We start from the raw sequence: 26,363 nt of genomic DNA on the forward strand, positions 1-26,363 counted from the left end.
AGCCCGCACTTGGCGTGGGGAGGGAGTGGGGGGTCAGGACTGGAGAACGGCCTCGATGTCGAGGGTGATGGTGACCTTCTCGCCCACCACGACGCCGCCGCCCTCGAGCGGCATCTGGAGGCTGATGCCGAAGTCGCCGCGCTCGATGGTGGTCTTCGCCTCGAAGCCTGCGACGGTGCCCGCGCCCATGCCCGGGTTCACGCCGGAGTACTCGAGCTCGAGCTCGACGGCTCTGGTGACGCCGTGCAGGGTCAGCTCGCCCTCGACGACGACGTCGCCACCCTGCGCGCGGAGGCCCGTCGAGGTGAAGGACATGGTGGGGAACGTCGAGACCTCCAGGAAGTCGGCGGAGCGGACGTGGCCGTCGCGCTGCGCGTTCTTGGTGTTGAAGGAGCTGACGTCGATCTCGGCGGTGACGACCTGGGTGCCGTCCTCGCCGACCGTGATCGCGCCGGAGAAGGTGTCGAACGTGCCCTTGACCTTGCTCACCATGAGGTGGCGCACGGAGAACGCCACGCTGGAGTGGGTGGGGTCGATGGCCCAGGTGCCGGTGGTGAGTCCGGGCAGGCTGACGGCGGTGGTCATGGTGGCTCCTCGGTGCGGTTGACTAGTTGAAGTATCAACTGTGACGCTACAGCGAACTAGATGAATGTTCAAGTTGTTCCCGATCGCGCGGGCGGTGCTCGACCAGACGGGCAGCCACCCCCCACCGTGTCCTCCTCACGTGCCCGCCGGCCTGGGGTCCCCGTGAGCGCGCGATGCGGTCACGCGGCCTGGGCGGCTGAGGCGGGAGAGGGCTCAGGCCCGGACGTGCTCGTCGAGGAAGCCGAGGATCCGCTCCCACGCGGGCTCGGCCGCGTCGGCCACGTAGGCGGTCCCCGGGAACGTGACCACCCCGAACAGCTTCGCGTCACCGGTGAGGAACGAGTGCTTGGCTCCCGGGTAGTCCACCACGTCGTGCACCACGCCGGCCTTCTCCAGCCGTGCGGTGAGCTGCGCGGCCCCGTTCTTGATCAGCGTGTCGTCCGCGCCGAACGAGCCCACCACCGGCGGGCAGCGGGTGAGGTCGGTGGTCTCCGGCGGCACGAACCCGTAGTTGTCGCTCACCGCCCGCAGGCCGTCGGGACCGAGCGAGCCCAGCAGCAGCGCGAACGCGCCGCCCATGCAGAACCCGATGCTGGCCGTGCGCGCACCGTCGACGTCCGCCCGCCCGCCCAGCCAGGTGAGCACCGCGCGCAGGTCCTCGGTGACCGCACCAGCCTTGCCGGACTGGACCTCGCGCAGGTTGCGCACCAGGCAGCCGAGCTTGGCCCCGCCCGAGCTGAGCAGGTCCGGCACCACCGCGGCCCAGCCCCGTGCGGCGAACACGTCGGCCACGTCGAGGATCGGCCGGGTCAGCGAGGGCGCCTCGTGCACGACGAGCACACCGGGCCACCCCCCGTCCGGTGCGGTGCCGATGGGCAGGGCGAGCGAGGCGGTGAGGCTGCGGCCGCGCGGAAGTCCGACGGTGTGCTGGGTCTGCATCAGGAGGCTCCGGGGCGCTGGAGGGACGTGCCGGCCACGGGTGTGCCGGCGGGTGGGGTCGCGACGTCGTCGGGGTGGTCGTGGTTGCTGCTGCGGAACATCACCGCGAAGACGATCCAGCCGACGGCGGCCACGAGGAAGAAGCTGACGATGCGGTACACGATGACGCTCGGCAGCGCGGCGCTCGCGGTGAGGCCCCCCGCGACCAGCGTCGCGGTCATGGCGCCGTCCACCACCCCGATGCCGCCCGGGAGCAGGGGGACCGTGGCCACCGCCTTGCCCGCGGCGTAGGCGATGAGCAGCCCGCTGATGCTGGGCTCGGCGCCGGCGGCCAGGCACGCGAAGCCCAGGGTGGCGATGTCGGCGGCCCAGTTCAGCGCCGCCCACGCGATGGTGAGGGCCCCGGAGCGACGGCCCAGCTGCACCGTCTCCAGCTGGCCGAGGATCTCGACCCAGCGCTCGAGCCCCTCGTCCTTCGGCCGGTGGCGCGCACGGTTGACCCGTCGCAGGACCGAGCGGCCGACGGCGAGCAGGCTGTCCGGGTGGCGGACGACGAACCGCACCCCGAACACCAGCAGGAAGGTCAGCAGCACGGCCGTGGCCAGCCCGACGGGGTTGGCGGTGCCCCCGACGGTGAGGGCCGCCCCCACCCCGATGAGGGCGATGACGCCGGTGGAGAGCACCCCGCTCATGGCCAGCTGCCAGGACGCCACGACGCGGCTCGCGCCCCAGTGCCGGCTCTGCCGGAAGGTGAAGGTGGTGGCGAACAGCGGTCCGCCGGGCAGCGAGACGCTCATGGCGTTGGAGGCGTAGACCACCGCGAGGGACTGCTTCTGCCGCACGGGTACCTCGGCCGCGTTGAGCAGGGCCTTCTGCAGCCGGGCGAAGCTGCTCATGGAGACGGCCTCGGCCACCACCGCGGCGACGACCCACTCCCAGCTCACGTCGCCCAGCCGCTTGACGGCCCCGGTGAGCGACGGCCCGACGAGCACCACCTCGACCGCCAGGACGGCCGCGAGCAGGATCCCGACGGCCCAGCGGACCTGCCGGCGCCGGGTGCTGCGGCCCGGAGGGGCCACCGCTGCGGCGGGTTCTCCGTTCTCGGCCACGTGCTGAGGGTAGCGACCCGGGTCTGCGCAGGTGCCGCTGCTCACCGGGCGGATCTCCCGGGGCGTGGAACGCTCAGCCGCACCGGGGTCCGGTACCGATGCCGGATCCCGACCCGAGAAGAGGCTCCCGTGGCTGCTGCCCTGCACGTCCCCGCCTTCGCCAGCTGGGAGGCCGTCCTGGCCGCCTCGTCCGCCCTCGCACCGGGTGCCTTCGACGGCAACCGCCTGCGCAACCTGCACGAGGGTCGCTGGCAGCCCACCGGCACCCCGAGCCCGGTCACCAGCCCCGTCGACGGCACGGTGCTGGCGCGGCTGCCCAAGCTCGACGGCCAGGTGGCGCTCTCCGCCGTGCACTCCGCGGCCCTGGAGCACGCCGAGTGGGGGAAGGTCCCGCTGGCCGAGCGCTCGGTCCGGGTCACGGCGGCGGTGGCGGCCATGACCGAGGCCCGCGACACGCTCGCGCTGCTGCTGGCGTGGGAGATCGGCAAGCCGTGGGCGCTGGCCTGTGCGGACGTGGACCGCGCCCTGGACGGGGTGCGCTGGTACCTCGGCGAGATCGAGGGGATGCTCCACCGCGCTCCGGACGGGTCGAGCGTGGAACGCACCCCGCTGCCCGGCCCGGTGAGCAACATCGCCAGCTGGAACTACCCCATGAGCGTGCTCGTGCACTCCGAGCTGGTGCAGCTGCTGGCCGGCAACGCCGTGATCGCCAAGACGCCGACCCAGGGCGGGGCCGTGTGCCTCACCGTCGCGCACGCGATCATGCGCGAGGCGGGCCTGCCGGTCACCTTGGTCTCCGGGGACGGCGGCGAGCTCTCCGACGCCCTGGTGCGCAGCTCCGAGCTGGGGGCGCTGGCCTTCGTCGGCGGGCGCTCCAACGGCGGCAAGATCGCGGCCAAGCTGGTCGACACGGGCAAGCGGCACATGCTGGAGCAGGAAGGGCTGAACACCTGGGGCATCTGGGAGTTCAGCGACTGGTCCGGGCTCGCCGCACACGTGCGCAAGGGCTTCGAGTACGGCAAGCAGCGGTGCACGGCCTACCCGCGCTTCGTGGTGCAGCGCGAGCTGGTCGACTCCTTCCTCGCCGCCTACCTGCCGGTGGTGGCGAGCCTGCGCGTCGGCCACCCGCTGGCCGTGGCCGCAGACGTCGTCGACCCGACGACGGCCGACCTGCCAGCGCTGGAGTTCGGTCCGCTCATCACGGCGGCCAAGGCGGGTGAGCTGAAGGAGAAGGTGGACTCCGCCCTGCGCTACGGGGCGGTACCGCTGTACCGCGGGCAGCTGGACCCGGCCCGGTTCCTCGACGGCCAGGACACCTCTGCCTACGCCGCGCCGACCACCCTGCTGGCCCCGCCCGGCGCCTCACGGCTGATGCACGAGGAGCCCTTCGGCCCGGTGGACACCATCGTGGTGGTGGACACCGAGGCCGAGCTGCTGGCCCAGATGAACGCCTCGAACGGCGCGCTCGTCGCCTCGATCGCCTGCGACGACGAGGAGAAGGCCACCGAGCTCGCCGAGCACGTGCAGGCCTTCAAGGTCGGGGTGAACAAGCCCCGCTCCCGTGGCGACAAGGCCGAGCCGTTCGGTGGACGCGGCGCCTCCTGGAAGGGCGCGTTCGTCGGGGGCGAGCTCCTGGTTCACGCCGTGACCCAGGGCGCGCCGGGCGAGGAGCTCTACGGCAACTTCCCCGGCCACAACCGCTACCCGGAGGTGTGAGCCCCGGGGGCGCCCCGGGGCGGCCACAGGGTTCCACGTCGCCCCCGGGGGAGCGGCCGGGGCGGCCACACGGTTCCACGTCGCCCTCGAGGGAGCGGCCGCGGGGGCGGCCGGGGCGGCCACAGGGTTCCACGTCGCCCCCGGGGGAGCGCCCGGGGCGGCCACAGGGTTCCACGTCGCCCCGGGGGGCGGCACCCGCGGCGGCTGCGCGACGATGACACGGTGAGCGAGCAGCAGCAGGACCTGGTGGGCGTGATCGGGGGGAGCGGGTTCTACTCGTTCTTCGAGGACGCGGCCGAGCACGTGGTCGACACCCCCTACGGCGCCCCGAGCGGACCCGTGACCGTGGGCGAGGTGGCCGGTCGTACCGTCGCCTTCGTGCCCCGGCACGGCCGCCACCACGAGCACCCGCCGCACCAGGTGCCGTACCGGGCGAACCTCTGGGCGCTGCGCAGCCTGGGTGTGCGGCAGGTGATCGCCCCGTGCGCGGTGGGTGGCCTGCTCCCCGAGCTCGGGCCCGGCACGGTCGTCGTGCCCGACCAGCTCGTGGACCGCACCTCCTCCGGCCGCGCCCAGACGTTCTTCGACACCGGCGGCGTCCACGTGGATTTCGCGGACCCCTACTGCCCCGACCTCCGCGCCGCGGCCCTGCAGCCCGGGACGGTCGACGGCGGGACGATGGTGGTCGTCGAGGGACCGCGGTTCTCCACCCGCGCGGAGAGCCGGTGGTTCGCCGCGCAGGGCTGGAGCCTGGTGAACATGACCGGTCACCCCGAGGCCGTCCTGGCCCGTGAGCTCGAGATGTGTTACGCCGCAGTGGCTCTGGTGACCGACCTGGACGCGGGGGTGGAGGCCGGCGCGGGCGTGCGCGCGGTGGACGTGTTCGCCGAGTTCGGCCGCAACGTGGAGAAGCTCAAGGAGCTGGTGCGCTCGGCCGTGGCCGCCGCCCCCCGCCAGCGGGACTGCACGTGCGTGCACGTGCACGACGGGGTGAGCCTGCCGATCACCCTGCCCTGAGCGGGCCGTGGCCGGCGTCACCCTGCCCTGAGCGGGGTGCCGGGTGGATGGCTCAGGCGCTCCCGGCCACCGCGCGCAGCAGCTCAGCCGCCCGCGCGTCGTCCGGCCCGAGGTCCGGCGCGAACACCCACTCCAGGCCCACCCACGGGTCGTCCAGGGTGCCGTCACCGGCCACGGGCAGTCGCTGCGCGCTCTCGGCCAGCTGCGCCAGGGTGCGGGTGGCGTCACGGCCGAGCAGGTCGTCGCGGTCACCGGTCAGCAGCAGGTGCACCCCGGACGGGGCTCCGGTCCTGGCCAGCACGAGCAGCTGCTCCAGCGTGTGGTCGCCGAGCCCGTGCGGCAGCCCGTGCACCACCAGCAGCCGTCCGGCGGTGTCCTCGAGCCCGCCCCCGGCCCGCCGGGCGAGCTGCACCATCTCCACCCGGTCCACCAGCGCGTCGAGCTCCGCCCCGAGCTCGGCCGCGCCCGCGGTCACCGCCGTCGAGCCCACCGCCCCCGCGAGGCCGCCGACGAGGTCCACCAGGCGCAGGCGCAGCCCCCCGGCGGGGTGCGCGGCGAGCAGCCGGAGCACGAGCGCCCGCACCGCGCGGGCCGTGGTCGGGGGATCGGCTCCAGCGGTGTCCACCCAGAGCGGAGCGCGCAGCGGGAGCCCGGTCAGCAGGGGGATCCGGAGCTGGGGGGCGAGGTCGGCGTGCACCGTCCCCAGCCGCACCGCGGAGCCCAGCCGCGGCGGTGCGGACCACCCGCCCCACGCCGGGCTCGCCCAGTCCGCGACGGCCGCGGGCAGCACCGCCTGCAGCGCCGCCAGCTCGCCGGTGAGGGTGTCCACGTCCCGGTCGTGCTCCGCGTCCGCCCGGGCCACCAGCTCGTCGTGCCTGCTCTCGGCCCGGGCCCGGGCGGCGTCGGTGGCCGGGCTGGTCCGCCGGGCGGGGTCGGCGAGGGCGGCGGAGACCTCGGCGTCGCGGCGGTGCTCGGCGTAGGTGCACGCGGAGACGTAGGCGACGGTGCTGCGCGCCGCGTCCTCCCACACGGCGCGGACCCGCTGCGGCACCCGCTCGTCGTCGAGGTCGGTCGGCGGCGGGGCGGCGGGTGCGCTCGTCGTGATCCCGTGGTCGGCGGCCGCGGCCACGAGCCCGCCGTCGTAGCCCTGGCCGACCGCGCGCAGGCGCCACCCGCCGGCGCGGCGGTAGAGCTCGACGACGACCACGGCCCGCTCGGTGGTGAGGTCGTCCGCGGTGAACGTCGCGAGCTCGGCGCCCCGGGCGTCGCGGACCGTGGTGACGGGGGACTGGTCGGGGTCGACGGTGACCACGCAGAGCACGGCGTGCACCGCCGGGGCGACGGCCCGGGTGTCCACCTCCAGCGCGAACGGTGACCAGCGCACCCCGTCGGCGTCCTGGTGGTCGACGGTGAGCAGGTGCGCCGAGGTGCGGGCCCGGCCGTCGGCGTCCACGAGCAGGGCCGCGAGCGCGAGCCGAGGGGCCACGGTGACGACCACGCGCAGTGCGTCGACCGCGATGTTCTGCCCCTTGACCAGCACGGCGCCGGTCACCGGACCACGTCGCCGAGCTGGTCAAGGGCCTGGACGGGGTTGCGGGCCTGGATGGACTGCCCGACGGCCTCGAGCTTCCAGTCGCGACCCTCCCGGTAGACGCGCGCCATGATCATCCCGGTGGCCGCCTCGCCCCCGGTGAGGGTGTAGCGGGCCAGCTCCGCGCCGGTGGTGTGGTCGACGAGGCGGCAGAACGCGTTGTCGACCTGCTGGAAGGTCTGACCCTCGTAGGAGGTCACCAGGAACACGATGCTGGTGACGTGGACGGGGACGCGGGTGAGGTCGACCACGAGCACCTCGTCGTCACCGTCCCCGGCGCCGGTGCGGTTGTCGCCCTGGTGGACGACGGAGCCGTCCTTGCTGGAGAGCTGGTTGAAGAAGGCGATGTCGACGGCGGTCCGGTCGGCGAACAGGACGGCCGAGGCGTCGAGGTCGATCTCCGCCTCGCGGTTGCCGAACAGGCTGCGCTTGCGCAGCGGGTCCCAGCCCAGACCCATCTGCACCAGGGTCAGCGCGGTGCCGCCGTCCTTGCGCAGCGTCACCTTCTGACCCTTGCTGAGGCTGACCGGCCGGGCCTTGGTCAGCTGCACCTCGGGCGGGGCGAACGGGGCGCCGGGGGGCGCGGGCAGCGGGGAGGCCGGCGGACGCGCGGGCGGGGTGGGTGGCACGGGGGCCGGCGGCGGCGGGGTGCTGGCCAGGGGGGTGGCGGTCGGCGCGTCGGGGGGGTCGACGCTGACGCCGTGGTCGGTGACGAGGTCGGCGAAACCGCCCGCGTAGCCCTGACCCACGGCGCGGATCTTCCAGGCCCCGGCGCGGCGGTACAGCTCGAGGACGATGACGACGGACTCGGTGCTGAGCCCCTCGACGGCGTAGCGGAACAGCTCGGTGCCCGTGCCGTCGAGCACCCGGGCCAGCGGGGGCAGCAGCGCGCCGAACCGGGCGGTCGCGTCGTCGAGGGTGACCACGGCCCGGATCTGCTCGATGTCGGTGGGGACGTCCGCGAGGTCCACCTCCAGGCGCCAGGGACCGTGGAGCAGGCGCACCCCGGGACCGGTGGGCTGGTTGTAGAAGACGAAGTCGGCGTCGGACCGGACGGTGCCGGCGCTCGTCACGAGCAGGGCGGAGAGGTCGGCGGGGGCCGCGACCTCGACGGTCAGCACCACCGACGGCGTCGTCAGGGGCGCGTTCTGGCCCTTGCCCAGGGTCTGCGGTGCGGACACCGTGGTGCTCCTGCCTCTCGATCGTCGTGCTGGAGGTCGAACCTACGGGTGGGACCAGTGCGCGGCGGCGTGCTCGGCGAGGGCGACCACCGTGGCGTGCGGCCCACGGGTGGGAACCACGGGGACGACAGCGGCGTCGACCACCCGCAGTCCCTCCACGCCCTGCACCCGGAACCCTGCGTCGACCACCGTCCCGAGCGCACAGGTGCCCACCAGGTGCTGGGAGGTGCCCAGGTTCTCCCGCACCCAGCGGTCGACGTCGGCGGGCGGGGGCTGGGCGAGCAGGTGGTGCGCGAGCCGGACGCCGTCGGCGAGCAGGTCGCGGTCGTGCGCGGTGGCGAGGTAGTGGTGGGCGATGTCGGGGGCGGCGTCCGGGTCGGTGCTGCGCAGCCGCAGGGTGCCGCGGGAGTCCGGCACGACCAGGGCCACCCCGAGGCACGGCTGCGGCCCGGCGCCGCTGCCGGGCACGAGCTGGTCGAAGCCGGCGGTGTACGGGCGGAGCTCCACGGTGGGGGTGTTGAGGGTGACCTCGAGGGCGGGGGTGCCGGGGGTGCGCATCCTCTCCTCTGCGTGCACGTCAGCAACGGCCACGTCCGGGTGGTCGGAGAACCCGCGGCCCACGGGCAGGTCGGCGTGCACGGTGAGCCCGACGGTGCGGAGGTCCTGCGCCGGTCCGATGCCCGAGCGCAGCAGCACCGCCGCGGAGGCGATCGCGCCGGCGCACAGCACCACCTGCTCTGCGTGCACGCGTGCACCGGTCGTGAGCTCCACCCCGGTGGCCCGTCCGTCGACCACGAGCACCCGGGCGACCCGGACCCCGGTGCGCACCTGCAGGTTCGGCCGTCCGAGCGCGGGCACCAGGTAGGCCAGCGCGGTGTTCACCCGCACCCCGTCGCGCACGTTGCGCGGGAGCGGCCCCACCCCGGGGGCGGCGCCGGCGTTCTTGTCCGGCTCGTCGGCGAACCCGGCTGCGCGGGCGGCCTGGACGAGCTGCGCGCTGCGCGGGTGCAGATCGGTGGACCTGGTGACGGGGACCGGTCCGTCGGTGCCGTGCCGGGGGCCGCCCAGCGGGTCGGACTCCGAGCGGAGGAACGACGGCAGCAGCTCGTCGAAGGTGAGCCCGGGCCAGGCGTCCACGTCGGCCGGAGTGGCGCGGACGAAGTACGCCCCGTTGACCGCGCCCGACCCGCCGACGACGCGACCGCGGTGCAGGAGCCCGGTGCGGTCGGGCGTGAGGGCGGTCGCGTAATGCCAGGTCTCGGCGTGCCCGGCGGGGACGAGCCCGGCATCGAGGAGCTCGGGGGGCCAGCTCGTGGTGTGCAGCGCCCCGGGCTCGAGCACCAGGACGGTGCGCGCGGGGTCCTCGCTGAGGCGTGCGGCGAGCACGCAGCCCGCCGAGCCGGCGCCGACCACCAGCACGTCCGGACGGTCGGCGGTCACGGCTCCATCGTGCACCCCGCCGGCCTGATCCCGACGACCGTGCCGACCCCGGGCCGCCGACCGAGCAGCAGCCGGTCACGGTGGCAGACCCCTGCGGCGGGTGCCGGTGGTGCGTGCAGACGCCCCACCTGCGCACGGGCCGCACACGGAGGACGATGGGGCCATGACCACAGCAACCTGGAACGGCACCGTCATCGCGCAGAGCGACACCACCGAGATCGTCGAGGGCAACCACTACTTCCCCGCCTCGTCGGTCAGCTCCGAGCTGCTCACCCCGTCGGCCACCACCTCCGTCTGCCCGTGGAAGGGCACCTCGAGCTACTACACGATCACCGTGGACGGCCAGGAGAACGTCGACGCGGCCTGGTACTACCCGACACCCAAGGACGCCGCCTCGAACATCAAGGACCACGTCGCGTTCTGGAAGGGCGTGCAGATCACTGAATAGGACCACCCGCCCCGGCTGAGGAGTCGGGCGGATCCCCGGGCGCGGCGGACCGGCTGTCGTCGACCCGTGAACGGTCTGTACGCGCTGAAGCCTTGGTGCACTGTGCGACTGCACGGCGTGGTGGCCACGGTCGACGGCGCGGTACCGGGTCACGAGCTCGGCGGGGAGCCGGACAACCGGATAGTCGACTTCGGTTGCCATGTCGGGTCGTGGCACAGCGGTAGTCGCGTGCGCGGGCTACAGACGTCGAGTGCGGTGATCGCGGTGACTGTCGGCGGTCGGGCTTGTCGGGTTTGGGCAAGTGCTGGCAGGATCGAGCTTCCAGCAAGCGGTGGCACATTCGGTCGGTTGTGAAAAACCGCGGGGGGCTTCCACGGGACCCCTTGGGCTGCGGCTCGCTGAACCGCAGCTGGTGCACCGTGCAGGCGGGGCTCTGGGCGTTATCGACTGGTGCTTGGGGGCGTGGTGAGCCGCTTGCGGAGGTGGACGTCGGCGCTGCCGGCGCGGGGGATCCCGTCGGTGCGGCCGGTCTCGATGTAGCCGTGTCGCTCGTAAAACCCGGGACCCGCAGGCCATGCTCGCCGCCGCCGGGCCCTACGCGACCGCGCGCGCGAGCTTTGGGTAGGGCTTGTAGTAGTCATACCCGACAGCAATGCCAAGATTGAATTCGCCCGCGTCGCTGGCATTACCTGGCTCTTCGTACTTGCGGTGGGGTGGGCGACACGCCGGGGGTGGTGGGTTGAGGTTGGGGTCGAGGTCCTGAGGATCAGGAGCGACCAAGCACCCTGCTCCAGCAAGGACCTCGACCGTGAATGACTCTATGTCGTGTTCCCGGGCGTCCGGTGAGGATGTCTCGGGGTTGTACTGCTCGTGTTGTGACCTGCTCGTCGGGCTTCCCGGGTTGCACGTGGTGGCCGTCGAGCTGGCCCGGTCGCGGTTGACGGTGACGGTGGAGTCCGCCCCGGGGCCGGTGGGGTGCCCGGAGGGCGGGGCGGTGGCGACCAGTCACGGCCGCAGGGCGCACCCTCATCGATGCCCCGTCCTTCGGGCGCCCGGTGCGCGTGGTGTGGCGCAAGCGCAGCTGGTGCAGCCCGGTGCCGGCGTGTCCTGTGGGGGTGTTCACCGAGCAGGACGCACGCCTCGCCCCACCACGGGGGTTGCTCAGTGTCCGGGCTCGGTGGTGGGCGGTGGGCCAGCTGCGACGGGAGCACGCCAGCATCGCGGGACTGGCCCGCCAGCTCGGCACGAGCTGGCGCACCCTGTGGAGCGCGGTGGCCCCGCTGCTGGAGGCCCAGTTGTTGGAGGGTGTGGCCGCCGAGAAGGCCCGCTTCACCGGGGTCCGCGACCTCGGGGTCGATGAACACATCTTCCCACCACGTGTCGTCCAAGCCCGTCGAGGCCGGTGGGCGCGGACCCACCGAGCTCACCGGGATGGTGGACCTCACCCGCGACGCCCAGGGCAAGGTCCACGCCCGGTTGCTCGACCTGGTGCCCGGCCGTTCGGGCCGGGCCTCCGCCGACTGGCTCGCCGCCCGAACGACGGCGTTCCGCACCGGCATCAAGGTCGCGACCCTGCACCCGTTCCACGGCTACAACAACGCCATCGGCGACCAGCTCGAGGACGCCACCGCCGTCCTGGACGCCTTTCACGTCGTCACGCTCGGGACCACAGCCCTGGACGACGTCCGCCGCCGGGTCCAGCAGGACACCACCGGGCACCGCGGCCGCAGCGGTGACCCCCTCTACGGCATCCGCACCCTGCTGCGAGCCGCAGCCGAGAACCTCACCGACCGCCAACACACCCGACTGCAGGCCGCGATCAACGCCCACGACGCCCACGAGGCGGTGTTCGTGGCCTGGCAGCGCGCCCAACAGCTCCGGGCGGTCTACCACCAGGACACCCCCGCCCAGGGCCGGGCCCTCGCCGAGAAGGTCCTCGCCTCCTTCCCCACCTGCCCGATCCCCGAGATCGCCCGCCTCGGACGCACCGTGGGCCAGTGGTCCACCCAGCTGCTGGCCTACTTCGACACCGGCGGCGCGAACAACGGCGGCACCGAAGCCGTCAACGGACTCATCGAGCTCCACCGCCGCATCGCCCGCGGCTTCCGCAACCGCGACAACTACCGACTCCGCATGCTCCTCATCGGCGGCGGTCTCACCCACCCCAACCTCGCATGACCCACCGCAAGTACGAAGAGCCTTTTTTCGCGTAGAAGGCTGCGATCAGGGCGGTGGTGAGCAAACTGGCGGTGATCAAGGTGTAGATCGCGGTCCACCCCGTCGCCGTGAGCTCAAAAAGGTATCCATGGTCCAAGGGTCTCAGGTTGACGAATGTCCCCGCACTCGGTCCGGCCGACTGGTGCGTCCCTCCTGGGCTCCGAGCTATTTACCCCGATCGCCGCGCACGTTCGCGCATCACGCTGCCAGAGTACAAAATCGCTCGGTTGTGAAACACCGCCCTCGCCGTTGGACGCCGCGGGCGCACACCGGCTCCTCGCCTTCGGCAGCAGCGGGTCGGTGGTCGCGGCCGCCCACGGCGGGGCCCTGCGCGTCGCCGACGCGGTGGCCTACGCCAAGGAATCCCTCCTGCACGCCGGCTGACCCGCCCACCCGGTGCGTGAGCGGCCGGTGCAACCCAGATGCAACAGCCTCCCCAGACGATGGCAGTCCTCACAGCGCCCACCAACGAGAGGACCGGTCATGCCGTTCATCAACGTGAAGATCATCAAGGGGGTCTTCGACTCCGACCAGAAGCAGCAGATCGTGCGCACCCTGACCGATGCCTTGGTCAGCATCGAGGGCGAGAACATGCGCGGCGTGACCTGGTGCGTGGTCGAGGAAGTGGCCAGCGGTGACTGGGGGATCGGCGGGCAGCCGCTCACCACCACCGACGTCAAGGCCCTCGCCGCCGGGGTCGGTGTCGGGTGACCACCCGCACCGCGGCCACTGCCGACCCCACACACGGGGATCCGTCCCGGCCCGGACGGAGGAGGTCGTGACCGTCGATTACGCCGCTATCACCACGAAGCAGCAGAAGGTCTGGGGCCTCGGCGACTACGGCCGGGTCGGGAGCCTGCTCAGCTGGATCGGCGAGGCGCTCGTGCGTGACCTCGACATCCACTCCGGCGAGCGGGTCCTCGACGTTGCCGCGGGAAACGGTAACGCCGCCCTGCCCGCCGCCCGCCGCTTCGCCGACGTGCTCGCCACCGACTACGTGCCGGAGCTGTTGGAGCAGGCGGCCGCCCGGGCCCGGGCCGAAGGGGTGTCCCTGCGGACGGAGGTAGCTGACGCCCAGTCGCTGCCCTACCCGGATGCGTCCTACGACGTCGTGATGTCGACGATCGGGGCCATGTTCGCACCCGACCAGGAGGCAGTGGCCGGTGAGCTGGTGCGGGTGTGTCGCCGGGGCGGCCGCATCGGTATGGCGAACTGGACGCCGGACAGCATGGTCGGTGACATGTTCCGGGCGGTGGGCAAGCGGGTGCCGCCCCCACAGGGCGTACCGCCGGCAGCCGCCTGGGGATCGGAGCAGCGGGTTGGCGAGCTGCTCCGGCCCGGGTGCAGCGACCTGCGCCTGGACCGCCGCACCTGCTCGTGGCGCTTCCCCTCGACCCGGGCCTGCCTGGAGTACTTCCGCACCTGGTACGGCCCGACCGTGGCGGCCTTCGCCGCGGTCGGCGATGAGGGCCGCGAGGGACTGGAGACCGACCTCGTGGCGGTCTTCGACGAGCACAACACCACCGACGACGGGACCTTCGCCGCCGAGGTGACCTACCTTCAGGTGCTAGGCACCCGCGCCTGACCGACCGGTTGATCGGGGCGTTGGTCGACGGTTCGTCAGGGCAGCAGTACTGCGGCGAGGGTTGCCCTGCGCCAAGCCGGGCACTGCGGGGTGGTTGGTGACCCGGCCGCCGAGGGCATCTCGATGCGGCTGACCTACGGGATGCGCGCCACTCGACTCAGGCCTACTACGCCTGGGTGCGGCAACCCCTGAGCCGGGGCGACCTGGGACGTCGACCTGACGAACGCGGTGATCAACGCCCATGCCGACACCCCGGAGTGTGGCCACCGACTGCTCGCCGACGAGGTCGCCCGCCCCGGCGAGACCGTTGGGGCGCGGCGGGTGTGGCGGCTGTGCTCGCAGCAGCAGATGTGGTCGGCGACCGTGCGCCCCGGCCCGACACGACTGGGCGACTGCTAGCTGAGCCAACCGTTGAGCAAGCGGGGGCGTATTCGCTCGGTTGTGGAACGTCATGCGAGCCCCGACGGCACCCCCGCGCCGCTGAGCCCGTGGCCGGCCGCGCACCTCGCCGTGGATGCGCCGCTCAGGGTCGGTTGTGGAACGTCGTGGTGGGGGTTGCGCGCGTGGCCTGGTTCGCGGTGGTGGTCAGGCGGGTGTGGCGAGCTGTTGTGCGCGTTGGTAGGAGACGCCGAGGAGGCTGCCGACGTCGCGGACGGGCACGTTCGCCTTGACGAGGCTTTGCGCGAGGGCGGCTTTGCGGGCTTGCAGGTCTTTGCGTTCTTGTTCGGCTGCTGCTGCTCGGGTGGTGAGCTCGGTGACGGTGTCGTCGAGGTTGGGGATGCCGTCGACGTCGCGGAGGTGGATGTGGACGGTGACGTGGGAGAGGGGTTCGTCGGTCACGACGGCGACGAGCTCGCGGGCGGTGGTCCCGATGTCGGCGTAGCGGCGGGCCTGGGTGATGACGTCGAGTGCGGGGACCGCGACCATCCACCACTTTCCCTCGCGGGTCACCTCAACCTGGTAGGTGGTGTTCATCGTTGGCCGTCCTTGTCGCAGCTGCAGGTGTTCATGATCTTGTTGACCTGTCCGTGCACGCCCGGTGAGATCATGCGGTGCCCGTCGGGTACGGGCATCTGGTGCCGGCCGGTGGAGCACTTCCAGAGGGTGTGGCTGCCGACTGTCCGTGCTTGCAGCCATCCGGCGGCCCGGAGTCGTTTCAGCAGAACGCGCGTCGCTACCTCACCGACCACCAGAGTAGTCTATCTATGTAGACGATTTCCAGTCCAGTCTGGTAGGCACTTGAACCTGGTCTTGCCTGTGCGGGCGAACTCGTACGCACGTGCCGACGCCGGTGTCGTCGTGGTGCGGTCCCGTCTGGACGGAACCGGTTGCATGTTCATGCAGCCGGCCGGGTGGGGTCGTATTCGCTCGGTTGTGAAACATGGGCGTGGTGTGTCTTAGCTTTGGTGGCGTTCTTCGGCGACGCGGTGTTGGACCCGGAGGAGTCGGATGCCGGTGACGAGGATGAGCCCGCCCATGATGTTGCCGGTGGCTGACCATCCGAGGGCGCTGGCCCAGTTGGCCCAGCTGTAGGGGGCGCGGCCGGTGAGCAGGCCGGCGAACATGAGGATGGAGTCGAGCACGCAGTGGAACAGCTTCGCCGCGACGAGCACGAACGACAGCATGATGGCGGGGACGATCTTGATACCGAGGTTGTCGGTGGCGTTCTGCATGCGGGTGAGCAGGGTGATGACGGCACCTGCGAGGACGGCGAGCAGGAACGAGCGGACGGTGATTCCGAGCTCGGCGTAGTGGGTGCCGGCGGCGATCGCGGTGTCCTGCACGTCGGGCAGGGCGTAGACGATCATCGCGGCCATCCCGAGGCCGGTGAGCAGGTTCGCGGCCAGGCTGACTACCCATAGCCGTAGCAGCTGGCTGATCGTGCCGTCTTTGGCGACCACGGCGACGACCGGGACGAGGAAGTTCTCGGTGAACAGCTCGCTGCCTGCCATGAGGAGGGCCACGAACCCCACGGTGAAGGCGAGCGCACCCAGCAGTGCGCTGCCGGTGTCGTGCTCGACGACGAGGTAGGCGAGTACTCCGACGCCGACGTCGATCCCGCCGAGCATCCCGGTGGCGACCAGGGGCAGCAGCGGGCGTGCGAGCCGCTCGCGGCCTTGTCCGACGAGCCGGTCGAAGGCATCTTCCACCTCCGGTTCGGGACGCTCACCGGGGTCGGCGCTAAGCCTGTTCGTGTGCGCCGCTCCCGGCTTGCTCATCCTGACTCCCTCTCGCTTGTTGCGTGTCAGCGTGCCCGCGGTTTGGCTCCTTGCGCCGAAGGATGCAGGGAACGCATCGGGCGGGTAGCGCCTGTCCACCACGTTTGCGGCTCTCGCTCGCTGAGGTGGTGCCCTGTCGGTGGGTGAACCGGGCCAGGTGCGCGTGGCCCCTGCCCTCGGCCGGCCGCGGTCTACCGGGCGGGGGAGGGGTCAGTGGGCGGTGTTGTAGGCCTGTCTTACCGCGGTGGGGAAGTCTTCCAGGCCCCAGTGGAGGTGACCGCTCGCTGGTCGTCGCCGGCCGAGGTCAGTTTGGGAGAGCCTGCGGCCTCAATTGTTGTCGCTGCATCTTCATGCACAAAATTGCATGAGTTCACATTCGACCGGTTGTGAAACACCCGCCGGACCCCGGCGACGTCCTCCGGCGTCGGACCCGATTGCTCGAGCTCCGTGCGTGGCCGACGGTGCTGTTACGAGCGGGTGTGGAACATGATGCGGCCCTCAGCGGAGGGCATCGCACGGGGGGTGCCGCCCGGTGTGCCTTCATCCGCCGATGGGCCTACGACTTGCCCTGACTGGATCAAGACGTGACCGTCGGAGAACGTTCAGCTGGGGAGGGCGATGAGTCCGATGACCCCAATGACGTAGAGGGTCAGGACGGCGATGCTGTCGATGCCCAGGCGGGCGTGTTCCTTCTTGGGCCGGAACAGCAGCCCGCCGATGTAGACGATGGTGAGCAGGCCACCGAGCCCGGTGAGGTAGAGGTCGGCCGGGTGGGCGTTAGGGAGCACGGGCTTTCCGGAGACCAGCACGGCGAGCAGGAACAGCACCGGCAGGAACGCGTTGCCTCCGAAGATGTCACCGAAGGCGAGCTTGTAGTCGCCCTGGCGGGTGGCGGTGAGCCCGGTGCTGAGCTCGGGCAGCGAGGTGGCGGCGGCGAGGACGGTGGCCCCGAACAGGGCCCCGGACAGCCCGATGTGGGTGGCGGCGGCGGTGCCACTCTCCTCGGCGAGGGCACCGGCGACGAGGGTGGCCAGGGCGGCGGCACCGAAGACCGCGGCGGCCTTCAGCGTGCTGACGTGGTGGCGGGTGGCGTCCTGCTCACGGCTGGTGCGGGAGTGTCCTCGTGGCTTCGACTGGCTGTCAGGGGCTTCGCCGCTGTTGGCCCAGGGCAGGGCCCGTACCGCCCGTTGGGTGAGGACGAGCCCGACGACCCAGATGAGGGTGATGAGCAGGACGTCGGGGGTGAGACGGAACGCGACCAGGGTGGCCGGGAGCTGGGTGCCCATGATCACGGCGACCAGGACGGCGACGACGACGGCCCCTTCGATGACCAGGGTGAGGCTGGCGGCCTGGTAGGTCAGGGGTCGGCGCTCCCGGACCCCGAAGGCGTCCAGGGCCACCAGCACCACCGTCTGGATGGCGATCCCACCGAGGACGTTGCTCACCGCGACGTCGAGCTGTCCGCTGGCCGCGGCGCTGTAGGTGATGGCGATCTCGGGGAGGTTCGTGGCCACCGCGAGCAGGATGAGACCGCCCAGGGCCTGCCCGAGGTGCAGCCGCTCGGAGAGGATGTCGGTGTTGTTGGACAGGAAGATCCCGGCCACCCAGATGGTGGCCGCGCACCCGACGAACACGAGCAGGTCCGCCCAGAACGGCAGGGCCGGCAGGATGTTCACCGGTCGTACCGTCCGTCGTCACCGTGGCTCATGGCGTCAGCTCCTTCTGGTCAGGAGGGGTGTTGGGTGGGTGTCGGGATGGTCGGTCAGGCGCTGCGCACGGGCGTGCCGCGGTGCCGGTCACCCACCAGGCGTGCCGTCCTGATGCGCCCGGTACCACGGGGGTGCGGTGCAGTACGGAGATGCGGCACGACAACTACTACCTTCCAGTGGTCGCCGTTGCGAAACGAAGCAGCTCGAACGTCAGCCTGCCGAGACCAGCGGCGCACCGACTCGACGCTGATACCGAGTCGGCGGCTACTCGGCGAGGGCCAAGTTGCACGGCGGGCGACCCGCACGACGTCACGCTCGAACTCCTCAGGAACACTTCCGGTACGAGAGACATCCTTTCTGCGGGAACACATCCCACGGATCGAACGTCAACCGAACCTGCAGTGGACCCGGGCGTGTCGGGGAGATCTTCCCGGGGCCCGTACCGCGGCCACCGTCTGGCGGCAGTCAGTCACCCGAGAGGCCACGTCGGCCGGTGCTTGACCGGCCGCATGTTCATGCGGTCGGCTTCATGCGCACGAATACGAGCGTATGAGACACCTGCTTGGTAATGACGTGGCAGCTAACACCAGCGGCCCGAGCACGTCGGCGCCTTTCGTCGTGGCCGCTGCTGCCTGTGGCGACTGCGTCGCAGCTAACCGGTGAGTAGCCGAAGCCAGGCGTCGATGAGCCAGGTGCGGAATCGGTCGGGTGTCCACCCGCGGTCCAGGACCAACAGCGCGTAGTACTCCGAGCTGTTCATCGACCAGATGACGTCAGCGACATCCTCGAGGCTGAGGTCGGCTCTGAGTGTCCCGGTCGTCGCGAGGTCCCCCGCCAGCTCCCGCATATTGCGGGCCCGCCGTTCGGACACCTCCCGCCAGAGCACCGCCAAGTCCTCCTCGCCGGCCGCCGCTTCCCGAAGCACCAGAAACAAGGGGGCGAGCCGCGCCTGGATCGCGGTCACCGCCGCCGCGTACACCGCCAGCTTCGCCGCCAGCGTCGGGGCAGCCCGCATCGTGACGGCATAGTCGCGGTCCCGACCCGGGACCGGCGAGGGACCGCCCGACAGCGCGGTCTCGACCAGCTCACGGAACAGCTCCGGCTTCCTTCCGACCGCCGCGTAGACGGTGTCAGAGGACACCGCCGCGCGGCGGGCGATCGCCGCGACGGTCGTGGCCCGGTAGCCCCGGGCCAGGAACAGCTCCCGGGCCGCGACCAGAATCCGCTGCCGGTTCGCCGCCGCAGCGCCACGACGCGTCGAGCTGTCGTAGCGACGCCTGTCCCCCGACGGGGCGTTGACCTGCTCCGACACGAGGCCTACCTTCACCAGTATTCGTCCGACAGTGTGCCGGGCCGATCATAGGTGGTGGCGGCAATGTCCGAACCCAAGGTGATGAAGCCCGACGACGGTGGGGTCGGCCGGGTCGTCTTCCGCGAGCCCGGGACAGCCCGGGCGACCTGGGCAATGCAGTCCCTCTTCGAGCACCTCCTCGAACCCGAGGAAGGCGTGCACGTCGGGGTCGCCCTCGTCACGCAGCCACCGGGCGTCGCCACCCCCCTGCACCGCCACACCCAGGAGACCGAAGCGTTCTACCTCCTCGACGGCCGAATGGACTACCTCGCCGGGGACGACCTCTACACCCTCACCGCCGGCTGCTTCCTGCACCTGCCCCGCGGGCTCCCCCACGCGTTCCGCATCCGCGGCGACACCCCCGCCCGGTTCCTCGCCCTCACCGCCCCCGCCGGCCTCCTCCACCTCTACGACGAGGTCGGGATCCCCGCTACCGAACGTCGGCTGCCCGGCGCCGACGCGCAGACCCCCGAGCAGGAGATACCCAAGTGGGTCGAAGTCGGACCCCGCTACGGCCTCGAGGTCGTGGGACCCCCCATCCCCGCTTGAGACCAGCCGACCCGCAGCAGCCCGCCGCTACCCGGTGAACGCACCGCGTTCCCGAACCCGCCGCAGCTCCAATACACACTCGCGCCTGTGCCATAAGAGACCCTGAGCGGCGCATCCGGCACGGGCCGCCGGCTGCGATGTGGTCGGCTCGCGACGGAGCAGCTGCTCGCGACGGCGCCCTGATTTTTGACGCACTGCTGCGGGTGTGTCACTGCGGCGGTGGGTCGGGAAACTGGCAGCAGACCCTGCTGTTGGAGCTTGACCCGTAGGAGCGGGTGTCGAGCTTGGTGGTGGTTTGGGCGACGGCGGGGTCGTGGCGGTGGTTGGGCTTGGTTCTAGTGTCGTGAGATGCCTGGTGATGGCGTTGGCTCGTTGGTGGGTTCCTATGCCTCGTATTTGCTTCGCCATGAGCTCGTCGCGTTGACCGAGGAACTGGTGAGCTTGATCGGCGCCGCGGTCCCGGACTACGCGGATTTGAGTGCGGTCAGCGAGGCGGAGCTGCGTTTGTCGTGTCAGCTGAACTTGGGGGTGGCGCTGGCGGAGTTGGCTGGCACTGCGCCGCTGGTTGATTCCTTGGCCACTCCTCAGCATGAGACGGGGCAACGTCGGGCTCGTCAGCGGTTGCCGTTGGAGTCGTTGCTGCACAGCTATCGGCTCGGTGGTCGGGTGCTGTGGCAGGGACTTGTGCGCCGGGCTGCTCAGGGTGGTTCACCGCGTGAGCACCGGCAGCTTCTTGATGAGGCGTGGATCTTGTGGGAGGTCATCGACCGGCACTCCTTCATCGTGGCCCGTGCCTACCGTGAGGAGCAGGGCCGGTTGCAGCAGCGGACCCAACGCCGCCGCTCCGCGCTGCTGATCGCCCTGCTCGAGGGGCACGGTGTCGACGCTGAACTGGCGCAGGACGCGGCCTCGGTGCTGGACATGCCGCTGCGCGGGCCGAGGTTTGTGGTCGTGGCCGCCATGGACCAGGCACAGACGGACCCGGCGCCCTCAGCGGACCGGGTCCTGGACGCGGCGGGCTTCTCCGCGGCGTGGGCCGTTCAGGCCCGGCAGGAGTCGGGCCTCGTGTGTTTGACCCCTGAGCAGAGCCTCGACGACGCCGTCGCGGTCCTGACTGGCGCCGCGGTGGGGGCGGTCGCGGTCTCCGGGGTGGTCGACCGGTTCGATGAGGTCGCCGCCGCCTACCGGCTGGCGGAGCTGACGCTGCAGACCTTGCCTGCGGGATACGTCGGGGTTGCCCTCGTCACCGAACACCTGCCGCAGGCCTTGCTGGCCGCGGCCAGCGACGTGACCACGGTGCTGGTCCAGCAGACCCTCGGCGCGGTCCTGGAGCTGGGCGAGGTAGAGCAGAGGACCTACCTCAACACCTTGCAGGTGTTGCTCGACTGCGACGGGTCCTACGTCGCTGCGGCACGTGAGCTGTTTTGTCACCGCAACACCGTGTTGCAGCGGGCCAAGCGACTGCAGTCACTGACCGGGTATAGCTTGTCCTCTCCCACCGACCGGCTGCACCTGCACCTAGCCCTGCTCGCTGTCCGCAGCGGGCACCACACCCCGCCACCGGTGGGCAAGCACCCCGGGCACTGACCAGCCACGAGCAGCGCTCGGATGTGCGCGGCGCACACCCGCCGACGCGTTGTGCGGTGCTGTGGTGACCCAGATCACGTGTTCGGGGGTGCAGGGTGACGGTCCCCGGGCATGCTCGGGCTTAACGCGGGCCATCCGGTTCCCGCTTCCCTCCCTGGAGTTGTCATGCGCCGAATCGCTTCCATCGTTGCCTGTGCCGCCCTCGCCGGCGCGGGCATGGTCAGCGCCACGACCCCCGCGGTCGCGAAGTCTTTCGTGACGTCGCCGTACGTGGCGCTCGGGGACAGCTACTCCTCCGGTGCCGGGATCCTCCCGCAGGTTCTCGGGTCCCCCCCGGCGTGCAGCCGCTCCCAGGTGAACTACCCCCATGACGTCGCGGCGGTCACCCAGCCGGCGGCGTTCACCGATGTGACGTGCAGTGGCGCCAAGACCTCGGACTTCTTCACCTCGCAGAGCGCCGGGGTGCCGCCGCAGCTCGACGCGGTGAACGCGGACACCCGCCTGATCACCATGACCATCAGCGGCAACGACGGAGGTGTCTTCGTGAACTCCTTCTTCGGCTGCGTCACGGTTGATGCCGGCCAGGTCTATGGCAACCCGTGCCAGCAGAAGTACGGCACGACGTTCGTCGACACCATCAACAACCAGACCTACCCCGCCCTGGTCAACACGTTGTCCGCGGTCCGCGCGAAGGCCCCGCACGCGAAGGTGGTCATCCTGGGCTACCCGCAGATCCTGCCGCCCGTCGGAGACCCGTCGTGCTACCCGTCCATGCCCTACTCGATGGGTGACGTGCCCTGGCTGGTCAACCAGCAGCAGGTCGCCAACGACGCGGTGCGCCGCGCCGCCGAGGCGACCGGCGCCCACTACGTGGACACCTCCACCCCCTCCGCCGGACACGACGCCTGCGCCGCGCCCGGGACCCGGTGGATGGAGCCCGTGACCAACCCGGTCAACGCTGACCCGGTGCACCCCAACGCCGACGGCGAAGCCGCCATGGCACGAGCGACCCTCACCGCCATCAGCTGACCCCCGGGCAACGCAACACCACGTGCGCCGCCCACACCAGTGGTCATCCACGTCCGTGCACACCGAGACGACCCCCAGGTTCATGACCTGGGGGCCGTCTTCGTCTCCGCCGTCGTGCGCCGCGACCCCACGCCCCCGCCCCAGCGCTGCCTTCGCCACCCCATCACCTGCGGGTGCTAACAAGATTCGGCGTCGAGCAAGCCCGCGATGTGGTGGACGGGCCCGGGTGGAGCCGTTACCTTGACGTGACCTGGCGGGAGTCAGTTGTCCTGGACGGGACGACGACGCGAGGTACCGCCGAGTCGGGCCCTGCGGGGTGCCGAACCGGGGACCCAGGTATGTGGGGTGAATCGACTGCTGCCCTGAGCGGGGCTGTGGTGGTAGGGCCGCGCTTCCCGGCCCGAACCCGTCAGCTGACCCGGTAGGCGGAGGTTGAGGAAGAAGGAGAACACCTCTCATTCCGTCACTGTTGCGTGCCCGCGTCCTGCGCCGCTGCCTCGCGGTGGGCCTCGTCGTCGCTGGCACGACCCTGCTGGGGACGTCACCGGCGGCGTTGGCCGACCCCACGGTCCCGCCCCCCTCCTCCACCTCCGATGCCGAGCAGCAGCTTCGGGAGATCAGCCACCAGGCGGAGGCTGTGAACGAGCAGGTGCTCGTGGCCCAGGAGGACCTCGCCGCCAAGCACGGTGCTGAACGCGCCGCCCAGGACCAGGTCACCGTCGCCGGTGTGGCCCTGGATCACGCTCGCGCCACCCAGTCGGAGTTTCAGGGCACCGTGGACAGCCTCACCGCCGCCCGCTACCGGGGTGCCCGGCTGGACTCGATGACCGCACTGATGCTGAGCAGGTCCCCGCAGGAGCTGCTCGACCAGATGGCGGCCCTGGACATGCTGGCTGCGGACACCACCATTCGGGTCGCCGCGTACAACGCCGCCGCGCAGCAGGCCACCCAGGCCCAGTCCGACGCGGCGACCGCTGCGCGGGCCGCCTCGGACGCCTCCGCCGCAGCGCAGGTCACCACACGGGACCTGGCCGCCAAGAAGGTCGACCTGGACCGGGAAGCCACCCAGGTGCGCGTCACGCTGGCGTCGTTGACCGCGGCGCAGCGCGTCAGCTATTTCGGCCCCACAGCCCCCGCCGGCTATGTCGCCCCTGCGGCCCCCACCGGTCACGTCGCCCCTGCGGTCCCCGCTGGCCAGGTCGCCGTCGCGGTTTCCGGCGTCGGTGCCCTCACCCCCGCGGGTTCGGGCGTCGGTGGCGCCGCTCTGCAGGCGGCGTTGAGCAAGGTTGGCAGCCCCTACGCCTACGGTGCCAACGGCCCGAGCGCGTTCGACTGCTCCGGGCTGGTGCAGTGGTCCTACGCGCAGGCCGGGATGAGCTTGCCGCGCACCACCGGCGGCCAGGCTGGGGTCGGCACCGCCGTCTCGCAGGCCGACCTGCAGCCCGGTGACATCGTGATCTTCTACAACGGTGGGCATGACGGCCTCTACGTGGGCAACGGCATGGTCGTCCACGCTCCCACCGAGGGCGACGTCGTCAAGGTCGCCCCGATGCAGTACATGCCCTTCGCGGGCGCCCGCCGCCCCTAAACCGCCCCATGCCCTTGCCGCCCCGCGGACCCCGGCAGCGCACGTGCGCCTACGTCCCGACCGGCGCATCTCAGTGCCAGATCCCGGGACACCACGACCGGACCGCGAACCACCGCGCGGACCCCGCGCTGCGCGAAGGGCCCGGTTGCCAAAGCAACCGGGCCCTTCGACGTGGGGGAGACGTCAGGACTGCAACCAGATGATGTGCCTCGCAGCGACCACCTCCGTCGTGTTGAGTCTGGACTGTGTTGTGCGCACTCATGCGCTGCCCCGTGCAGCGCCTCAGGTGATCCCTCTGTGTCTGCCGATTTTTTAGCACCGGCCCCCACACGCGTCAACACCCGCGAGGCCCCGCCTTCGCGTCTACTGCAGGTGAGGTGTTGGGGTGGGCGTGCAGCAGCCCCTTCGTTGGGTGTCCACCGCGGGCACCGTGTGAGGGCAGCCAGCCACCCGAGCGATCGTCACCCCGCCCCGGCCGCATGTTCATGCGGTGGCGCTTCATGAGCACGAATACGAGCGGTTGTGGAACACGTCGCGGGCGCGAGTTCTGCTGAGCGGCGGGTTGCACTCCCAGACACATGATTGTGTCATACGATATTCCGATGGCGAGTGACGAGCAGATCCAGGGATGGGCCGCCGAGGCGGAGGCCGGGTATGACGTCGAGGAGTTGAAGCGGCGTGGGCGTGGCCGTCCGGGGCGGGGGGCCGAGCCGATGCAGGTGGTGGCAGTGAGGTTGACGGCGGAGGAGATCGCGGCGCTGGATGCGGTGGCCGGGCGGGAGCACTTGTCTCGGTCCGAGGCGATCCGACGGGCGCTGGCTGACTTCGCCGCGTGAAGGTTCACCGCAGCGCGCTGAAGCATGGGGTGTCGAGCGAGGACGCGGTGCAGGCCGCCGACTGGTCGCACTGGGTCGAGCCTCTCGAGGAGGACGACTGGCCGCACCGTGAGCTGCGCCTGGGCTTCGACGCCCAGGCCCGGTTGCTGGAGACCGTGGTGCCGGTCTTCGAGAGCGGTGAGCGGCTGGTGATCCACGCGATGCCGGCACGCAAGCAGTACTGGGACCTGCTCACCTGAACCCAGGAGGTCTCCCCACCCATCGTCAGCACCGGCATGTTGCTCACCGTGACCGACATGACGGTGCGCCGTATTCGGCCGGTTGTGGAACGTGAGAACGGCCTGGTCTACCGACTGTCGTTACCGCCGCAGGGACTCGAGTAGGTCCGGGGCCGAGATCAGCAGGTAGCCGAGCGCGATCGCGGGCAGGGTCCAGGCTGCGGTCTGCAGGAGCTGGCGGGGTGTACGGATGGCCACGGCGAGGACCGCGACCACTGCCAGAACACCGAAGCTGATCACCACGACCCCGTCGGAGGGGTAGCTGCTGGCGCGCCGGTAGGCGTCGGCGGCGAGGAGGCCGATTGCGGCGGCGGTGCTGCGGTGGCCGGTGGTGCCGATGCCGGCGAAGGCAGCGCCGAGGGCGATGCCGGCGATGACCGCGAGCACACCCCACTCGGTGAGCTGGGTGGTGTTGAGCTCGTAGGGCATCCCGGGGTAGCGGATGCCGTACATGAGCTTCTTCCCGACGTAGAAGGCGACCACGGCGGCCAGCAGCGCGAGACACGATGCCCCGATCGCAGAGATGCGTGGTTGGCGGGCGCTGAGCAGGGCGACGGTGAGGATCCAGAGTCCGAAGGTGTGCGACAGCCGCCGGTAGACGGCGTCGTAGTAGGCCCACGCGGCGGCGCCACCGGTCAGGGTCCCGGCCAGGACCGCGATCCCCCATCTCGCCCACACCGCTGCCGAGATCGTGTGGCCGAGCCTGCCCTCTGTGTGCAGTCCGTTCATGCGCCATCCCCGATCAAGCATCTCTGCGCAACCACGGTCGGCTCGGTGGTGCCGTCGACGGCGTGAGCTCAGCGGCTGCACTGCCAGTGTTGACCCGAGGGCCAGCTTTTCCGAGAGGGGGCTGCTAGCAGGATGCGGTGATGAGCAAGCAGTGCCGCAGACGATCGGTTGTGAAACGTCAACGTGGGGTCCGGGCGCTTGATGCGGCTGCGGTCACCCGGAGCTCAGGCGAGGTCAGTGCGGTGGTCGGCGGCCGGGCGGTCCGTTGCGTCCGCGGTGGGCTCGGTGGGGAGTCGGCCTGGTCGGGGTGCAGGGCGGTCAACGCGACCTGGATGACCCCAGGGAGGGCGGTGCTGTCGGCGGCCACGGCGATGAGGGTGGCGGCGTCGTCGGCATCGGCGGTGTCGGGGACCGACAACGTCACCAGCACGGTCACCAACCGCTCATCAGGCTCCACGGCTGCAATATCCTCCGCGTGCGAGCCACCAAGGCGGCGAACCCGGGCGGAGCTGCCAGCCGGGCGCCGGTGCGGTCCGCCGGTACATGGCCTGAGTCCGGGGCCGAACTGGAGAACCCGACAGTCGAGCGCAGGCTCGACCTCGCCACCGCACCGCTGGCGTCCACGTGGGGTCGACGCCCACCGACACCCGACCGCGAGTA

General features: G+C 71.3%; 25 protein-coding genes and 1 riboswitch. Of the genes, 13 read left to right on the top strand and 12 right to left on the bottom strand.

Features of this window, described 5'->3' with window-relative positions:
• Window positions 1–33: 33 nt before the first annotated feature.
• From RHODO2019_RS16845 to RHODO2019_RS16855, 3 genes are all read right to left on the bottom strand, one after another.
• Window positions 34–585 (bottom strand): YceI family protein, encoded by a 552-nt coding sequence (locus RHODO2019_RS16845; protein ID WP_265382858.1) that lies wholly within the window; start codon window positions 583–585, stop codon window positions 34–36.
• Window positions 586–798: 213 nt separating this feature from the next.
• Entirely contained in the window at window positions 799–1,524 is a 726-nt protein-coding gene (locus RHODO2019_RS16850) for a dienelactone hydrolase family protein (RefSeq protein ID WP_265382859.1), read from the bottom strand.
• Window positions 1,524–2,633, bottom strand: coding sequence for a lysylphosphatidylglycerol synthase transmembrane domain-containing protein (locus tag RHODO2019_RS16855; RefSeq protein ID WP_265382860.1), 1,110 nt, complete (start codon window positions 2,631–2,633; stop codon window positions 1,524–1,526). The genes RHODO2019_RS16850 and RHODO2019_RS16855 overlap by 1 nt, the downstream gene beginning before the upstream one ends.
• Window positions 2,634–2,762: 129 nt before the next feature.
• Here RHODO2019_RS16855 and RHODO2019_RS16860 point away from each other — a divergent pair, with 129 nt between their 5' ends.
• Together RHODO2019_RS16860 and RHODO2019_RS16865 are read left to right on the top strand one after the other, a co-directional pair.
• Window positions 2,763–4,349 (top strand): aldehyde dehydrogenase family protein, encoded by a 1,587-nt coding sequence (locus tag RHODO2019_RS16860; RefSeq protein ID WP_265382861.1) that lies wholly within the window; start codon window positions 2,763–2,765, stop codon window positions 4,347–4,349.
• Window positions 4,350–4,592: 243 nt separating this feature from the next.
• A complete protein-coding gene (locus RHODO2019_RS16865) occupies window positions 4,593–5,366 on the top strand; it encodes an S-methyl-5'-thioadenosine phosphorylase (RefSeq protein ID WP_265384839.1) in 774 nt (257 codons plus the stop codon).
• Between the two features lie 52 nt (window positions 5,367–5,418).
• Here the strand turns inward: RHODO2019_RS16865 and RHODO2019_RS16870 are convergent, their stop codons facing one another.
• The 3 genes from RHODO2019_RS16870 to mftG are packed head-to-tail and all read right to left on the bottom strand — an operon-like array spanning window position 5,419 to window position 9,578.
• Window positions 5,419–6,918 (bottom strand): TerD family protein, encoded by a 1,500-nt coding sequence (locus tag RHODO2019_RS16870; RefSeq protein ID WP_265382862.1) that lies wholly within the window; start codon window positions 6,916–6,918, stop codon window positions 5,419–5,421.
• Entirely contained in the window at window positions 6,915–8,138 is a 1,224-nt protein-coding gene (locus RHODO2019_RS16875; RefSeq protein WP_265382863.1) for a TerD family protein, read from the bottom strand. The genes RHODO2019_RS16870 and RHODO2019_RS16875 overlap by 4 nt, the downstream gene beginning before the upstream one ends.
• 42 nt (window positions 8,139–8,180) lie before the next feature.
• On the bottom strand, window positions 8,181–9,578 hold the full coding sequence (gene mftG, locus RHODO2019_RS16880) for a mycofactocin dehydrogenase MftG (RefSeq protein ID WP_265382864.1): 1,398 nt from the start codon (window positions 9,576–9,578) through the stop codon (window positions 8,181–8,183).
• A 163-nt stretch (window positions 9,579–9,741) separates the two neighbouring features.
• On the opposite strand from mftG, the gene RHODO2019_RS16885 reads away from it, so the two are divergent.
• The 5 genes from RHODO2019_RS16885 (at window position 9,742) to RHODO2019_RS16905 (ending at window position 13,828) form a co-directional block, all read left to right on the top strand.
• Window positions 9,742–10,026, top strand: a complete 285-nt coding sequence (locus RHODO2019_RS16885) for a DUF427 domain-containing protein (RefSeq protein ID WP_265382865.1) — start codon at window positions 9,742–9,744, stop codon at window positions 10,024–10,026.
• Window positions 10,027–11,403: 1,377 nt separating this feature from the next.
• Window positions 11,404–12,204, top strand: coding sequence for a transposase (locus RHODO2019_RS16890; protein ID WP_265382866.1), 801 nt, complete (start codon window positions 11,404–11,406; stop codon window positions 12,202–12,204).
• A 288-nt stretch (window positions 12,205–12,492) separates the two neighbouring features.
• Entirely contained in the window at window positions 12,493–12,627 is a 135-nt protein-coding gene (locus RHODO2019_RS16895; RefSeq protein ID WP_265382867.1) for a hypothetical protein, read from the top strand.
• Window positions 12,628–12,726: 99 nt separating this feature from the next.
• Window positions 12,727–12,954 (top strand): tautomerase family protein, encoded by a 228-nt coding sequence (locus RHODO2019_RS16900; protein WP_265382868.1) that lies wholly within the window; start codon window positions 12,727–12,729, stop codon window positions 12,952–12,954.
• A 67-nt stretch (window positions 12,955–13,021) separates the two neighbouring features.
• Window positions 13,022–13,828 (top strand): class I SAM-dependent methyltransferase, encoded by an 807-nt coding sequence (locus tag RHODO2019_RS16905; protein WP_265382869.1) that lies wholly within the window; start codon window positions 13,022–13,024, stop codon window positions 13,826–13,828.
• A gap of 585 nt (window positions 13,829–14,413) precedes the next feature.
• Here the strand turns inward: RHODO2019_RS16905 and RHODO2019_RS16910 are convergent.
• From RHODO2019_RS16910 to RHODO2019_RS16925, 4 genes are all read right to left on the bottom strand, one after another.
• Window positions 14,414–14,803 (bottom strand): HicB family toxin-antitoxin system, encoded by a 390-nt coding sequence (locus RHODO2019_RS16910; RefSeq protein ID WP_265382870.1) that lies wholly within the window; start codon window positions 14,801–14,803, stop codon window positions 14,414–14,416.
• A 422-nt stretch (window positions 14,804–15,225) separates the two neighbouring features.
• Complete coding sequence (locus tag RHODO2019_RS16915) at window positions 15,226–16,047, bottom strand: formate/nitrite transporter family protein (RefSeq protein WP_265382871.1); 822 nt, start codon at window positions 16,045–16,047, stop codon at window positions 15,226–15,228.
• A gap of 602 nt (window positions 16,048–16,649) precedes the next feature.
• Window positions 16,650–17,723, bottom strand: a complete 1,074-nt coding sequence (locus RHODO2019_RS16920) for a sodium:calcium antiporter (protein ID WP_265382872.1) — start codon at window positions 17,721–17,723, stop codon at window positions 16,650–16,652.
• A 685-nt stretch (window positions 17,724–18,408) separates the two neighbouring features.
• Window positions 18,409–19,068 carry a TetR/AcrR family transcriptional regulator gene (locus RHODO2019_RS16925; RefSeq protein WP_265382873.1) on the bottom strand — a complete coding sequence of 220 codons (660 nt, stop codon included), beginning with the start codon at window positions 19,066–19,068 and terminating at the stop codon, window positions 18,409–18,411.
• A gap of 63 nt (window positions 19,069–19,131) precedes the next feature.
• Between RHODO2019_RS16925 and RHODO2019_RS16930 the strand changes: the two genes are divergently transcribed.
• From RHODO2019_RS16930 to RHODO2019_RS16955, 6 genes are all read left to right on the top strand, one after another.
• Entirely contained in the window at window positions 19,132–19,656 is a 525-nt protein-coding gene (locus RHODO2019_RS16930) for a cupin domain-containing protein (RefSeq protein ID WP_265382874.1), read from the top strand.
• A gap of 348 nt (window positions 19,657–20,004) precedes the next feature.
• Window positions 20,005–21,243, top strand: coding sequence for a PucR family transcriptional regulator (locus RHODO2019_RS16935; RefSeq protein WP_265382875.1), 1,239 nt, complete (start codon window positions 20,005–20,007; stop codon window positions 21,241–21,243).
• Between the two features lie 165 nt (window positions 21,244–21,408).
• Window positions 21,409–22,272, top strand: a complete 864-nt coding sequence (locus RHODO2019_RS16940; RefSeq protein WP_265382876.1) for an SGNH/GDSL hydrolase family protein — start codon at window positions 21,409–21,411, stop codon at window positions 22,270–22,272.
• Window positions 22,273–22,557: 285 nt separating this feature from the next.
• Window positions 22,558–22,715, top strand: a riboswitch (cyclic di-AMP (ydaO/yuaA leader).
• A 26-nt stretch (window positions 22,716–22,741) separates the two neighbouring features.
• Window positions 22,742–23,860 (top strand): C40 family peptidase, encoded by a 1,119-nt coding sequence (locus RHODO2019_RS16945; protein ID WP_265382877.1) that lies wholly within the window; start codon window positions 22,742–22,744, stop codon window positions 23,858–23,860.
• 602 nt (window positions 23,861–24,462) lie between these two features.
• Window positions 24,463–24,696 carry a ribbon-helix-helix protein, CopG family gene (locus tag RHODO2019_RS16950; protein ID WP_265382878.1) on the top strand — a complete coding sequence of 78 codons (234 nt, stop codon included), beginning with the start codon at window positions 24,463–24,465 and terminating at the stop codon, window positions 24,694–24,696.
• The gene (locus RHODO2019_RS16955) at window positions 24,693–24,935 is read left to right on the top strand and encodes a toxin (RefSeq protein ID WP_265382879.1); all 243 of its coding nucleotides are present in this window, start codon (window positions 24,693–24,695) and stop codon (window positions 24,933–24,935) included. The genes RHODO2019_RS16950 and RHODO2019_RS16955 overlap by 4 nt, the downstream gene beginning before the upstream one ends.
• Window positions 24,936–25,055: 120 nt before the next feature.
• Here RHODO2019_RS16955 and RHODO2019_RS16960 read toward each other — a convergent pair whose 3' ends face one another.
• Together RHODO2019_RS16960 and RHODO2019_RS16965 are read right to left on the bottom strand one after the other, a co-directional pair.
• Window positions 25,056–25,703: a DUF6518 family protein gene (locus tag RHODO2019_RS16960; protein ID WP_265382880.1), complete on the bottom strand. Its 648-nt coding sequence runs from the start codon at window positions 25,701–25,703 to the stop codon at window positions 25,056–25,058.
• A 178-nt stretch (window positions 25,704–25,881) separates the two neighbouring features.
• Window positions 25,882–26,139, bottom strand: coding sequence for a hypothetical protein (locus RHODO2019_RS16965; protein WP_265382881.1), 258 nt, complete (start codon window positions 26,137–26,139; stop codon window positions 25,882–25,884).
• Between the last annotated feature and the right edge of the window lie 224 nt (window positions 26,140–26,363).

The sequence above is a fragment of the Rhodococcus antarcticus genome, assembly GCF_026153295.1.
Taxonomy (GTDB): Bacteria; Actinomycetota; Actinomycetes; order Mycobacteriales; family Mycobacteriaceae; genus Rhodococcus_D; species Rhodococcus_D antarcticus.